The 14,558-nt window shown below is 46.3% G+C and carries 13 protein-coding genes; 8 read left to right on the forward strand and 5 right to left on the reverse strand.

The annotated features are described in order from the left end of the window. The first annotated feature begins 41 nt into the window (after nt 1–41). From R3D00_24300 to R3D00_24335, 8 genes are all read left to right on the forward strand, one after another. Entirely contained in the window at nt 42–2,309 is a 2,268-nt protein-coding gene (locus tag R3D00_24300) for a PKD domain-containing protein (GenBank protein ID MEZ4776319.1), read from the forward strand. Between the two features lie 122 nt (nt 2,310–2,431). Then, complete coding sequence (locus R3D00_24305) at nt 2,432–3,178, forward strand: hypothetical protein (protein ID MEZ4776320.1); 747 nt, start codon at nt 2,432–2,434, stop codon at nt 3,176–3,178. A gap of 140 nt (nt 3,179–3,318) precedes the next feature. Continuing rightward, entirely contained in the window at nt 3,319–3,678 is a 360-nt protein-coding gene (locus R3D00_24310; protein MEZ4776321.1) for a hypothetical protein, read from the forward strand. A 128-nt stretch (nt 3,679–3,806) separates the two neighbouring features. Next, nucleotides 3,807–5,105: a serine hydroxymethyltransferase gene (gene glyA / locus R3D00_24315; protein MEZ4776322.1), complete on the forward strand. Its 1,299-nt coding sequence runs from the start codon at nt 3,807–3,809 to the stop codon at nt 5,103–5,105. A gap of 46 nt (nt 5,106–5,151) precedes the next feature. Then, the gene (locus R3D00_24320) at nt 5,152–6,642 is read left to right on the forward strand and encodes a hypothetical protein (GenBank protein MEZ4776323.1); all 1,491 of its coding nucleotides are present in this window, start codon (nt 5,152–5,154) and stop codon (nt 6,640–6,642) included. A gap of 41 nt (nt 6,643–6,683) precedes the next feature. Continuing rightward, nucleotides 6,684–7,577 (forward strand): twin-arginine translocase subunit TatC, encoded by an 894-nt coding sequence (gene tatC, locus R3D00_24325; GenBank protein ID MEZ4776324.1) that lies wholly within the window; start codon nt 6,684–6,686, stop codon nt 7,575–7,577. Between the two features lie 16 nt (nt 7,578–7,593). Continuing rightward, complete coding sequence (gene rpiB / locus R3D00_24330; protein ID MEZ4776325.1) at nt 7,594–8,016, forward strand: ribose 5-phosphate isomerase B; 423 nt, start codon at nt 7,594–7,596, stop codon at nt 8,014–8,016. Nucleotides 8,017–8,026: 10 nt separating this feature from the next. After that, nucleotides 8,027–8,611: a uracil-DNA glycosylase family protein gene (locus tag R3D00_24335; GenBank protein MEZ4776326.1), complete on the forward strand. Its 585-nt coding sequence runs from the start codon at nt 8,027–8,029 to the stop codon at nt 8,609–8,611. Here R3D00_24335 and R3D00_24340 read toward each other — a convergent pair whose 3' ends face one another. From R3D00_24340 to R3D00_24360, 5 genes are all read right to left on the reverse strand, one after another. Next, a complete protein-coding gene (locus R3D00_24340; protein ID MEZ4776327.1) occupies nt 8,612–9,019 on the reverse strand; it encodes a hypothetical protein in 408 nt (135 codons plus the stop codon). A 70-nt stretch (nt 9,020–9,089) separates the two neighbouring features. After that, entirely contained in the window at nt 9,090–9,695 is a 606-nt protein-coding gene (locus tag R3D00_24345) for an HAD family phosphatase (protein MEZ4776328.1), read from the reverse strand. A gap of 13 nt (nt 9,696–9,708) precedes the next feature. Continuing rightward, entirely contained in the window at nt 9,709–10,845 is a 1,137-nt protein-coding gene (locus R3D00_24350; protein MEZ4776329.1) for a glycosyltransferase, read from the reverse strand. Nucleotides 10,846–10,895: 50 nt separating this feature from the next. Next, complete coding sequence (locus R3D00_24355) at nt 10,896–12,869, reverse strand: acetyl-CoA carboxylase biotin carboxylase subunit (GenBank protein ID MEZ4776330.1); 1,974 nt, start codon at nt 12,867–12,869, stop codon at nt 10,896–10,898. Nucleotides 12,870–12,875: 6 nt separating this feature from the next. Next, the gene (locus R3D00_24360) at nt 12,876–14,477 is read right to left on the reverse strand and encodes a carboxyl transferase domain-containing protein (GenBank protein ID MEZ4776331.1); all 1,602 of its coding nucleotides are present in this window, start codon (nt 14,475–14,477) and stop codon (nt 12,876–12,878) included. Nucleotides 14,478–14,558: the final 81 nt, after the last annotated feature.

The following is a 14,558-nucleotide window of genomic DNA, read 5'->3' on the forward strand; positions in this document are numbered from 1 at the left end:
GAACTGTAATAACAATGAGACTACTTTTAAATTTTGGAGGTATGAAGAACTTTTTACGTTTTTTGGGCGCGCATATCGTGCTGGTTTTTTCCGTAGCTATGGTTACCGCTCAGCCCATTAGCAGTTATGTAGTTTCTCCGACACCTGTACTGGAGTGCAACAATACCCAGGTTACGATCAATGGTTTTTTGCCCTGTGGAAATGCTACTATTCAGGGAACAGGCCATACGATTGTCGGAAGCACGCTGTATGTAGATGTATTCATCCTGCAACCATTTATTTGTCTGCCGGTAATTCTGCCTTACAGTGTCACGGAAATCGTAGGTACAATACCTGCGGGGAATTACACAATAACCATCAGATATTTTGAGAATGGATTGAATCTTGCCTCTATGAGCGGGCCTCTGAATGTAATATCATGCTGTACTGTCAACGCCAATTTTACCGCCAGCAGCCTTACCGGTTGCCCGGGAGACAGTCTGACCTTTACGGCTAATGACCCTTCACTATCCAGTTACTCATGGACTGTCGGAGGAAATGTGATTGGTACCAGTTCTGTGGCAGGGTTTACTTTTCCTTCAACAGGTTCTTCTACCGTTTCGCTTACAGCAGGAAACGGCGCATGTACCGCCTCTACTTCCAAAACGGTCAATATCACCCAGCCGCAACTTTCATTTGGCCAGGTGAATATCGAGAGTTGCCCCGGTACGCAAAACGGAAGCATTGACCTGCAGGTTACCGGCGGCATAGCGCCCTATACGTATGCATGGTCCAATGGAAGCACAACACAGGATCTCACTCAGTTGTCTGCCGGAACTTATACGGTAACCGTTACAGACAACCTGGGCTGTACGGCTATTGACTCTGTTACTGTCGGCGCAGGCACGCCTGTAGTAGCAGATTTCACTTCCAGTGCATTCATTAAATTATGCAAAGGAGAATCGGCCACATTTACAAGTACAGGCACCGGAGCAGTGCAATACAACTGGACTTCAAATGGTACACTCTTTAACCAAAACGCTGTTGCCAACTATACATTCGCAGATACGGGTTTATATACCATTATGCTAGTGGCTGCCAACGTTACCTGTTCCGATTCCGCCAGCCAGACGTTTCTTGTCTCAGAGCCCGTTCTTTCTGCTTCCACGACAGACGAAACCTGTAACGGCACTTTGGACGGAGGAATTGATCTGACTGCCAGTTCCGGGATTTCCCCTTATACTTTTTCATGGTCAAATGGAAGCACATCCGAAGACCTTTCACAAATTGGCGCGGGCGACTATATAGTTACCGTAACAGACAGTCTGGGCTGTAGCAGGACAGATACATTTACCGTGGGGAGTGCCATTGGTGTCGTAGCACAATTTAATGCTTCGGGATCTGGATCGGTCTGCCCGGGCGATACGCTGGATTTTACGAATACGAGTACGGCAGGCACAACAGCTTTATGGTTGAGTGACGGGATACCTTTTTCAAGCACCACTGACGCCAGTTTTGTATTCCCGGACAGCGGCTCAACCACAATTTCCCTCATTGTAAACCTGCTGACATGTGCAGATACAGCGACCACCACATTTACCATCAATGAAGCACCCTCTGTAGTTGCCCAGCTTACGGGAGAAACCTGTCCTGAAAGTGAGGATGGGGCCATTGACCTGAATCTCACCGGAGGCGTAGGGCCATTTAGTTTTGAGTGGTCAACCGGAGACGTTACAGAAGATATTTCATCCCTTGGCGCGGGAGATTACGCCCTCCGGCTTTCTTTTGGTCCTTCATGCAAATGGACAGACACCTTTGAAATTGTAACACTGGGCGGGGTTTCGGCTGCATATAATTACCAGGTATTAACTACCGGTATTCAATTTACCGACATGTCGGATACGACCACAACTACCTGGGCGTGGGATTTTGGCGATGGTTTAGGAACAAGCAATGTACCAGATCCCTTTTATGAGTATGCACTGAAAGGCGATTATCAGGTATGTCTGACGGTTACAGACCGGTTTGGCTGTGCAGATACCCTCTGCGAGATCATTACTTACACAGCCGGAATTGACGGAAGAGAGCTACTCAATATCAAAGGATATCCCAACCCGGTACAGCGTGAATACTGGCTTGACCTGAGCAGTATTTCTGGCAAACCCGTTCAGATACGGCTATACGATCTGGCCGGTCGTCTGGTGATGAGCCGCGAAGAAACCGCAGGATACCTCACCAAACTTTATCTCGGCACCCTGAGTTCCGGCACTTACCAGCTGCTTTTGCTCACAGACCAGGGATACTTTGAAACAAGAATCAGCAAAGAGTAGGGACAGACAGGCATAAGAATGCGACAATATGGAAAGTTTTGCAGGAATATGAGCCTGTTAGTGTATATTGCTTTGAATAATCACGCGCTGGCTTATATATTGCAGTAATTAATCCAAATATTATGCGATTAGTTCCAGGTCACCTGCTGATTGGACTGGGTTTTTGCCTGGTGTTAGCCAGTTGTCAGGGGAACAATAATATTTCAGATAACACACCTCCCGGTTTTACGGATAATGTTACTGCTGATACTACCGAGATTCCTCAGGAGAAAGTAGCGATTTGCGTATGGGATGTCGCAGGGTTGCGCGTGGAGCCCGGCAGTAAGAAACTGACCAAAGACAAAAAAAACAACTATGTGGAGTCCGTCTATTACGGAGAGAAGGTAGAAATGCTGGGAGAGGAACTGGAGATTGAATCAGAAAACCGCAACTATATGAAAGTGCGGCTCCAGGATGGTCAGGAAGGTTGGGTACACGATTATGTATTTGAGAAAAATGCGACCCTCGCAGCCGTTATTAAAGAAGCCGAATTATACCGCCGCCCGGATATCATGACTTTGCGGGACGACAAACTTGAACTGGGAGAAATTGTCGTAACGATGGAAAGACAGGGAGACTGGCTCCATGTTTCGGGAAGAGAAAAGAGGAAAAAAGGCTGGATCAAAACGGAAGAGAATCTCAGTTTCAACACCCGTGATGTGAAACTTGCTCTGCTTTATTATAAAGCCCTTCAGGAGAAAGCCGTAGAAACCCGAAAGGCCCGTCTGAATGATATACTCAAGGAAAAGGCTTTCTCCGGCTCTGTCCTGCTCGACCTGGTTCAATCCAATCTGGATTCAGGTGCGCCACTTCCCCTGCCGCAGAACTAACATTTTGCATTTTATCTGTCGGGAAAAATTGCTAACTTGAAGAAAGAAAGTGGTCAGTTGAAAAAATATTTCATTTCCTGGCAACTTTCCACAAACACATCAGTATTAAACAGAGACTTACCACATCAACATTGTACACTATGCAATTTTCAGACCCGGAAGATAAATTCAAAATTGTAGAGGTTGAAGTTTTTGACGATGACAACTACGAAAATGATAAAAAGTATAATTCGGAAGCTTCTGTCGTAATTCCCCGGACACAAAACGAGGAAAGTGAAAATACGAACACCCGGCGCAAAACCCGCGAAGTTCCCAAAGAAAAACAATACAGAAAAAACCAGTATGGCTGGGCTTTTTTTCTTTCGAGTTTGTTTCTCGGCATAGGTATTACCGCGACGACTGATGCCCCGATAGGCATTTTTGCCGGGCTGAGCGTAGGATTCCTGTTTTTCGTAGATCCTATCTACAACAAAGTAATGGACATAATCGAAAGCCGCTGATTTATTTTTCGAAAAAAAATATTCAATATACCATGGATTCCCCCGCCTGCTTTGCAGACGGGGTTTTGTTTTTAGGGGAAATCATGCAGATATTTACAGGATCATTTTTCCTAAAAGCCATCTGAATTATGAGTCATTCCGAAATCCCATCTACCTACGTGCGCGACGAAGTATTTTCCATCATTTCCAAAGAAGAAAAAAGGCAAAAAGAAGGCATCGAGCTGATTGCATCTGAGAACTTTGTGAGTGAGGAGGTGATGCGTGCCGCAGGTAGCTGTCTCACCAATAAATATGCAGAAGGTCTCCCCGGAAAACGCTACTACGGCGGTTGCCAGCATGTAGATGAAGTAGAAGAGCTTGCGCGGGAAAGAATTAAAGCGCTTTTTGGTGCTTCATGGGTGAATGTTCAACCCCACTCCGGAGCCCAGGCCAATGCGGCCGTTATGCTCGCCACCATTCAGCCAGGTGATACCATTATGGGTTTTGACTTGTCTCACGGCGGGCACCTCACCCACGGTTCGCCTGTCAATTTTTCAGGTAAACTGTATCGCCCTGTTTTTTATGGAGTCGGCAGAGACACCGGCCGGGTGGATATGGATCAGGTAAGAGACACGGCCCGCAAAGAAAAGCCTAAACTGATTATTACGGGAGCGAGCAGCTATTCACGCGACTGGGACTACGCGACATTCCGGGAAATCGCAGAAGAAGTGGGTGCGATCCTTATGGCAGATATTTCACATCCTGCCGGTCTGATTGCAAAGGGTCTTCTGACAAACCCGCTTCCCCATTGCCATATCGTGACTACGACTACCCACAAAACCCTCAGGGGTACACGTGGCGGATTGATTATGGTCGGAGACAATACTTCAAATCCGATGGGAATCAAAACAGCCAAAGGCACCCTTCGCACCATTGGGTCGCTGCTTGACAGCGGGGTTTTCCCTGGTACCCAGGGTGGGCCGCTGATGCATATCATCGCAGCCAAAGCGGTAGCTTTTGGCGAGGCACTTCGCCCTGAGTTTAAAACCTATGGCGAACAGGTAATGAAAAATGCCAAAGCACTTGCCAGTGCTATGCTGGCCCTTGGTTATGGGGTAATCTCCGGGGGCACCGACAACCATTCGATGCTGATTGACCTGCGAAATAAAAAAGTTACCGGAAAAATTGCCGAAGATACTCTCGTAAAGGCAGATATTACCATCAATAAAAACATGGTCCCTTTTGACTCCGAAAGCCCCATGGTTACGAGCGGAATCCGACTCGGTACTCCGGCACTTACCACAAGGGGGTTGAAAGAAAATCATATGGAAATGATTGCTTCGTTTATAGATCGGGTGCTTGTCGATTACAACAATGAGACAGTTATTACCCAGGTAAAAGGTGAGGTGAACGAGTTTATGAGCGATTTCCCCATGTTCCAATGGTAAATCTTCGTCCGCGTCACCTGGATTAATGATTTTAACACGAGCTACAATGAAGGTATTTTCCAGGTTTTCGCTTTTTCTTTGCCTGTTAATTTTGGGGATCCATGTATCCTTTGGGCAATTTATATCTACAGAGCACATTTTTGCCGCCGACGGATATAGTGTTTTTGAGGTAGGCTACCCGCTGAAATTGGCACAAGGGGCAGACCATAAGTTTGTTTTCATGGAATACTGGATGGCGGGAAAAGAAAAACGCCGGACGGAAAATTATTATATCCAGAGTTATGGTATCCGCGATTACGTAGAACACTGGTTTCAACCCGTAACCAACGAAGGTTTTGAACCTATGCAGGTAACAGACCTCCGGCGACTGGAAAATGTGTACGCAGTAATTGGTCTTCAATATTTTCAGGAAGAAAAAGAAACCCATACGGTGTCTCGCTTTTTTACGCTTGACGGTAGTTCCAAATCAACCGAACCAGTTAAGATTTCTTCCTATACCAAAAGACCCCGGAAGGATTACGAAGAGCGGATCGAGGTTTCTCCCCGCATGAAGTATATGGTCTGGATGGGGAAAATTCTGGAAAACTATTACTTCAGTGTGTGGGACGGCAATGGGAATGAGGTTTGGAAAAAACAGCTGGATATTCCCTACATTCAGGATAAGTACAAGGTCAAAGACCTCCGGGTTGACGACAAAGGCAACCTGTATTTTCTGATGGAACCCAATGTACCGGTTGTTTTCCGAAAAGAGAAAAAACCATTGATTCTGCTCAGGTATATTGTAGAAAAAGAAGAGTTCCTGACAGAAATTGTCTCACTTGACGGCTTGTCCGATGTAATGGATTCACACCTGGCTTTTCTGCGCAACTACGACATCATTGTTGCAGGCGTATTATCCACTGAAGGAGCTACAGGGATTCGCAATGGTGTAAACGCAGAGACTGAAGGAGGCTCCAGAGCGTGGACACACGTGTTTTTAAAAAGGTATAGCCGGGAAGAAAACAATTGGAACCAGCTTACACTTGCGGCCGATTCGATTTCCCCGATTCCCGAAAAATGGATCAAACATTATCAGGAACGAGGCTCTGACTTTAGTCTTTCCAAAATCATAACTGAAAACGAGACAGCCGTTGTCATTTTGGAAGAACACTATATGACCAAGAAAAAACTTTACTATTACGACCTGGGATGTCTGGGCTTTAATACCACTACCGGAGGGCTGGTCTGGAATGAAATTGTGGAAAAACGGCAACGCGACTCACAGTCCAATGCGTTTATGTCTTATGTAGCGGGTATTGCCCGGGACCGGCTCCGGCTGGTTTATCTCTCAGAAAGAGGCGCTTCGGGCGAACTGCTATGTACATCCATCGAACTGGATACAGGCAAAAGAAAAGATAAAATGCTCGCCTCCAACGAAGCTTCCAACTACCTTTTTTTCCCGGCAAGGTCTGGTATGGTGAGTAATTTTGAGATGGTACTGATCGGAATGGGCAATCCCGACCAGAATGATTTTAAATTGATTACGATTTCCTTTTAAATTGCATATAGTTTGCAGACATTTGATATGATTCAAAGGCAATGGGTATAATTACAAAATTTAAACAGTTCAGAAGCGGGGGTTCCACATCCAATGGCAAAGGGAAAAAAACCGATGCAAAAGTGGAAGAAGAAAAGGAAATGTCCTTTCTTGAGCATCTGGAAGAATTGCGCTGGCACCTGATCCGGAGTTTTGCAGTCATTCTGGTTGTGGCCATCGTCATCTTCACCAAAATTCAATGGTTTCTTGACAATGTGATCCTCTTTGCATTTGACAAAAACTTCCCTTTACACCGGTTTCTCTGTAATTTGAATGCCGATCTTTGTTTCGAAAAGATTGGGGTCATATTTATTGCAATTGAGCCTTACGAGCAGTTTTTGAAGTCAATCAGCATTTCTCTGATCGCTGGTTTTATCATTTCCTTCCCTTATTTTGCCTGGGAAATCTGGCGTTTTATCAAACCCGGACTTCATCCCCGTGAACAAAAAGGGATGAGAGGAAATGTCTTAGTCATGAGTATGCTCTTTTTCATGGGCGTAGCATTTGCCTACTATATTGTCCTCCCTTTCTCCGTACAATTTCTTGCAAGCTATAAGATATCCGCAGACATCGAAAACCAGTGGAAAATCGGGAATGTCATCGCGATGGTCACCCAGATCGCAATTGGTGGCGGAGTGATTTTCGAACTGCCGATTGTGGTTTATTACCTCGCCAAAATTGGCCTGGTAACGCCTGAGTTTATGAAAACGTACCGGCGCCATGCAGTTGTTGTACTGCTTGTACTTGCAGCTGTTGTTACTCCTCCCGACTGGATTACTCAGGTGCTGGTATTTTTGCCGCTGATGGTACTGTACGAGATCAGCATAAAAATTGCAGCAGTTGTTACAAAAAACAGAGAGAAAGAACTCGCAGAAGAGCTTCCCAAGGCTGAATAATTAATGACGGACACTTATGACGATTGGTATTGCAGCAGACCATGCAGGGTTTGCTTATAAGGAAATGCTGAAAAGCTACCTCATTGAGAAAGGCTTTGAAGTCAAAGACTATGGCACAAACAGTCCGGAATCTTCAGATTATCCGGACTTTGCCCACCCCCTTTCAGAAGCTGTGAGCAATGGAACAGTAGAAAAAGGTGTTGCTGTCTGTGGCAGTGGGGAAGGCATGTGTATTACGGCCAATAAACACCCGAAGGTACGGGCAGCCCTGGTATGGAATGAGGAAGTAGCCGCACTCAGCCGCGAACACAATGACGCCAATATTCTCTGTCTCCCCTCGCGGTTTATCGATACAGACACTGCGCGCAAACTGGTCGACATATTTTTTGCCACTGCCTTTGAAGGAGGCAGACATGCCCGCAGGGTAAATAAAATCTGAACCGTCGGTCTTGGCAAATCTCGAAGATCTCCTCACCGAAATCAGGGCCTGCCGATATTGTGAGGCACATCTGCCTTTAGGTCCCCGTCCGGTACTAAGTGCCGGCAAAGATGCCGCCATTTTGATTGCAGGACAGGCACCGGGAACCCGGGTTCATGCTACAGGCATTCCATGGAACGACCCGAGCGGAGACCGGCTTCGTACATGGCTGATGATGGGAAAAGACCTTTTTTACGACGAAAATCGCATCGCCATAGTGCCGATGGGGTTTTGTTATCCGGGAAAAGGTAGCAGTGGCGACCTCCCGCCCCGCCCCGAATGTGCGAAGCTATGGCACGAAAAACTGTTGAAACAACTCCCGGCTGTCAAGCTCAAACTGGCCATCGGCCAGTACGCTATCGGTTACTACCTCGGCGATAAAAAGAAAAAGACCCTGACCGAAACCGTACAAAACTGGGAAAACTATCTCCCGGAGGGTATTATTCCCCTACCACATCCCTCGCCAAGAAATCTGCTTTGGTTGAAAAAAAACCCGTGGTTTGAAGAGGAACTTATTCCCGTAATCCGTATGAAAGTCTGGGAAATGCTCGGGTAATTACTCCTCCAGATAGATATGTGAAGCTACCAAAACTTCCGTATTGGGTTTGGCAAACTCAATCAAAAACTCCCCCTTACCATTATAATCATCAAACGGCAAAAAGTATGAGACATGTGTGTCTTGTACCTTAAGCGGAAAAGATTGCTGCGCAATCAGGCCGGTCTTTTGCCCATCTCTGATCTCATAAATCGAGCCTGTGATATAATCATATGGAAATGGCTCCAATGCAACGCACTTCACAAATACCCGGGTTGCGGGCGGGAAATGGTCATTTTTCCCCATACATTCATCATTCTCACCCAAAGAAGTACAAAACTCAATGGAATAAGGTGCAGGAGACGAAGACTTACAACCGTTTCCCACCAAAACCAACGCCGCAGCCAACAACCATAAATAATATTTCATTTTCATAAGTAAGAGCTTTCTTTAACTGACAAATGTAGCGTAAAATTATTTCCTTAGCCAAACAGCTACCTCAAAGCATAGCCGTCATCATTTCCTCAAATACATGCGGGGTCTCTATCCAATAAGTTTGGATTCCCAAAGATTTTGCGGTTTCAATATTGGGAAGCGAGTCGTCGAGAAACAAAGTTTCTTCTGCTTTCCAACCCATTTCGGCCAAAGCCTGAAGATATATTTCCGGATCGGGTTTTCTCACGCCCATTTCAAATGAAAGAAAAATACGATCCATACAATCAAACATAGGCTTACATGCCGGATAATAGGTATCGTAATGGTGTTTGTTGGTATTGCTCAGCAACGCCAGTCTGTATTTTTGTGAAAGCTGTTGCACGGCTTCGACTCTGCCCGGAAAAACACCGATCAGCAATTGGGTCCATATATCTTTTATTTCTTCCAATGTTCCGGTCAGGGAAAATGTGTTTTTTAAGCCTGTTGCAAATTCATCAATATCTGCATGCCCATTGTCCAGAAGCGTAAACCAATGGTGCTGCCCGCTTTTCCCGTAATCGATAGGCTCAGCACCGGGGGCTCTCATTTGGTTGTATCGCTCAAGGGTGGACTGAATGTCAATATCATATAACACACCGCCAAGGTCAATAAGCATATTTTGGATGGGCATAGAGAAAATAAGATTAGGTTTCTGCAAATATAGGGGAAAATCCCTCCAGCATTTCTACAATCTTGCGGGCATTTCTCTCATTGTTAAATGACAAATTAAGCGAGGCTTTACGCTGCGCGATATCTATTTCGGTGAATGCCTGACGGAATAAATCTTTAATCTGTTCCTGAAATTCATGGGGCTCATTGGCCACCACACAGTTAAACTCCAGTCCTGTACGGCTTACCATCAGGGAGTTTGCGACACAAAATCTCCCGGTAAACAAACTGTTGATTAGCTTTAACTTGATACCCGTAGCCTGAAAAGTAGGCAAAACATGCACATGTGCCTCCCGCAATAAATCCATCATTTCTGCTTCTCCGGGGTTATGACGCAGAGAGATATGATCAAACCGGTTGATCGCTTCGATAAGTTCTGGCATAGGCTCAGCCCCCGCGATAATCAGCGGAATCTTCATATCCGCAAATACCTCATAAATCAGAAACAATGCCGCCTCATGGTTTTCGGGCACGCTGAGTTTTCCGTGGTAGATACAATATTTTCCACTACCCGCTTTACTCAGCACGGATGTATAGGGATGAAATGCTGGTATATAAGTGACGGTGTCAAACTTTTCCCTGTAATACTCCGTGTCTTTGGGAGAAATCGTAAGGATCTTATCTGCAAAACTGAGTATGTTTTCAAAATGCTGCAATTGCCGGGATTCTGCCTCAAAATACTTACGCTGCCAATATCGGCTTTCCCGCTGCGACAACTGATAATAATATTCCCATTCGATATTGTGCATCCGCACGATTTTCAGCCTTTGCTCAAAATCAGGATGGCTCAGGTAAAAGGTCGTATGCAGCCCTTCAAATAAAATCGGAATATCATCCATCAGCAACCGGGCCAGCAATTCATCAGAACTCCTTGAACTTACAATATGCGGATACCGCACCGGAAGTGAACTCACGATCCCTTTTCGGGGATAATAGTACACCTCCTCACACAGGTCGTCAAGCTCTGCTGCCGGGTAACGTCCATATTCAAAACAGTGCAAGTGCACTTTCACACCCAGCTCAACCAGCGTCCTGATTTTATAATACACGTCGATCACCCCACCGTAGTTTGCCGGATAGGGAATATCAAAGGATATGACGTGCAGATGCATATTGTCTGTTTAACGCAAATTTTCAAAAAAATAATAAAAGCTAAAAACGATCATGGTTCAGATGTGATTCGCAACAATTGAAACCCTGATTCTATGTATTGCCCTTCCTCAATATAAACGGCCGTGATGGTTCCTGATGATTTGGCGTACAAGGTATGTTCCATTTTCATAGATGACAATACCATTAGCGGTTCACCCTCATGTACTCTTTGCCCTTCAGAGACGATTACCCTGACAACTTGTGCAGGCATGGGGGCTATATACCCACCTGAAACGCTTTCATTCTCCTTTACAGGAAACCGGTCGGCCAGCCGAAGTGTGTTGTTTCCAAAGGTTTCATGAAACAGGAAAAAATCCTCACCGGATTTGGCCAATTCAAAAGAAAATCTCTCCTCCTCACATTCAAAATGTACGCGTTCTTCGTCTCCACCTATCCATTTTACCGCAAAAATCCTGGCTTCTGTCAGAAACTCAAATAGCCGCTCTCCGAGATACCTGTATTTCAGGAAAATCTTTTCCTCCGCCGCAGAAAAATGCATCTCCTGATGCTGATAAAAGCTGTTTCGCCAGCCGGAAGGAATATGGGGAAGGATGGTACGGCGATTTTCTTTGTGATGCCATTCATACAATGATGCGGCTATTGCAGCGTGAGTCAACCGATATTTATGGCTGTGAGGAAATGTTTTGGAGGCCAGCTGGTTTTGCAGAAAATGTGTGTCGTAATTTCCCTTCTGAAAGTTTTGATCCTGAAGGATGGCCAGCAAAAAATCCTGATTGGTGGGAATTCCGAGACAAAGCATATGCCGGAGCGCATAGGCCATTTTCCGGTGAGCCGTTTGCCGGTTAGGAGCATGGATGATAATTTTTGCGATCATAGAATCGTAAAAAGCGGAAACTTCTGATCCTGTTTGTACCGCTGTTTCGATCCGCAGACCTTCAAGCCCGGGCACAGACCATCGCAATATTTTTCCGGTTACGGGCAAAAAGTCTTGTGTCATATCCTCCGCACAAAGACGGGTTTCGATGGCATATCCCTGGCTTTGAATTTCCGACTGATTGAGACGGAGCGGTTGCCCTGCTGCGACTTCAATCTGCATTTCCACCAAATCCAGACCAAGGATCGCTTCGGTCACCGGATGTTCGACCTGAAGACGGGTATTGACTTCCAGAAAATAAAACAGATTTTCAGGTGTGAGGATAAACTCTACCGTACCGGCATTGTCGTAGTTGATAGCTTTCGCAGCAGTAAGGGCGGCTTCCCCCATTTTTTGGCGGAGTTCGGGCGAAAGAACCGGAGACGGACTTTCCTCCACAATCTTTTGATACCGGCGTTGAATCGTGCATTCCCTTTCGAGCAAATGAATAATGTGCCCGTGCTGATCGCCCATAATCTGAAACTCAATATGCCGGGCTGAGGGGAAATATTTTTCAATGATCAGTTCATCATTGCCAAAAGCGCCTTCGGCTTCTCGTTTGGCTGCTGAGATCGCAGCCGCCAGCTCATTTTCAGCCTCAACCAAACGCATGCCCCTGCCACCTCCTCCAGCTGTAGCCTTCAGCAACAGAGGAAAACCAATGGATAAGGCCTCCTTTCTCAGCCTTTCCTCCGACTGATCTTCTCCCTGATAACCGGGAATGACAGGCACTCCCATCGCTGCCATCAGCTTTTTGGCTTCAGACTTTAAGCCCATTTTTTCAATCGCCGCTGTATGTGGGCCGATAAAAATCAGTCCGGCATCTCTGCATTTCCGGGCAAAACCAGCATTCTCGGCCAAAAACCCATAACCCGGATGGATTGCATCTGCACCTGCCCGCTTTGCTGTTTCGATAATTTTGTCCTGATTGAGATAGGAAGCGGAGGGAAGACTGCCTCCGATCATAAAAGCAGAATCTGCTGCTTCTACAAAAGGAGCGGATTGATCTGCCTCAGAATACACGGCAATGCTTCGGATGCCCATCTTCCGGCAGGTGCGGATAATACGACTGGCGATTTCACCGCGGTTGGCTATGAGGATTGCATTCATAAATATTTAGAACCTGAATACACCATATTTCTCCGCTCCTTTAACCGGTTGGTTATTGACAACCGCGAGGCATATCCCCAGGTAGTTTCGGGTTTCCCGGGGGTCAATCACCCCGTCGTCCCAGACCTGACCAGTTGAATACCAGGCTTCGGAAAGTTTTTCATTTTCTGAAATCATATATTCCCTCAATTTCCCGGCCTGAATTTCATCGAAAGGCAACCCTGCTTTTTCGGCGGCCTGCCTTTGAATGATTTCCATGACACCGGCCAGCTGTTCGGGTCCCATCACGGCAATTTTGGCGTTGGGGTAGGAGAATAAAAAACGCGGCTGATAAGCGCGGCCATTCATCGCATAATTTCCTGCCCCATAAGAGGCCCCCATCATAATCGTAATGGAAGGGACTTCGCTATTAGCAACAGCATTGATCATATTTGCACCATCTTTGATCATCCCCCCTTCTTCGTAGGATTTTCCGACCATAAAACCCGTGATATTTTGAAGGTAAATAATGGGCGTATCGTTGGTATTGCAAAGCTGGATAAACTGCGCGCCTTTGCGGGCTGATTCAGAGAAAAGTACGCCGTTGTTTGCCACAATCCCCACAGGATAACCATGAATATGTGCCCACCCGGTAACAAGCGTTGGTCCATACTCCGCTTTAAACTCCGAAAAACGGGAACCATCCACAACGCGGGTGATGACCGCTCTGGCATCAAAAGGCACTTTGATATCAGCCGAAACCACCCCTAAGAGGTCGTCGGGGGAAAAAACCGGAGGATCAATCATCTCCGGCACAGGAGAAAAATGCGTTTTGGGGGGGCGCAGGATAGCGACAATTTCCCTTGTAAGGCGAATGGCATCATATTCATTCTCAGCCAGATAGTCTGATACCCCAGATACACTGCTATGCATTTTTGCGCCACCGAGGCTTTCGTCATCGGTAATTTCGCCCGTAGCCATTTTTACCAGTGGCGGTCCTGCCAGAAAAACTTTCGCCTGGTGTTTAACAAAAATGGCGTAGTCAGACATTCCCGGCACGTAAGCACCGCCGGCGGTGGCATTGCCGAATACGACCGAAATCGTAGGAATACGAAGTTTGGAACGACGCGTAATATCGCGGAAGCTGGCACCCCCGTAGTTGAAAATTTTTGCCTGTTCGGGCAGGTTGGCACCCGCACTTTCAACCAGATTGATGAGCGGCAGCCCATTCTCCTGCGCAATCTCTCCCAGGCGCAAACTCTTTTGTAAAGTAGCATAATCTACGGCTCCGCCTTTATGCGTGCCGACGTTGGCGCTGATCATAACCAGCCTGTCACAAACTAATCCCACACCTCCGACCACCGTTCCTCCGGGCCCAAACCCTTTGGTTCCCAGCCCCGCAAGGGGAAGCAGTTCCAGAAAAAAACTGTCCCGGTCGAGGAGAAGTTCGATTCGCTCCCGGGCGAGAAGCTTTCCCTCTTTTCGGGCACGGTTGATATGTTTTTCTTCTCCCTGATAACGGCTTTGAGCCATTTTCTTTTCCAGTTCTGCTATCAGAGTCATCATAACCTCACGGTTTTGAACAAACTGCACAGACCGGGGGTTTATATTAGAAGAAAGTTGTTTCATATTAGGGAGCTACAATGATAAGCAGGAATTAAATAGGTGAATATTCCTTTTAATTTCAAACTTATGAATGGATATTCAATC

It is taken from the genome of Bacteroidia bacterium, assembly GCA_041391665.1.
Taxonomy (GTDB): Bacteria; Bacteroidota; Bacteroidia; order J057; family J057; genus JAGQVA01.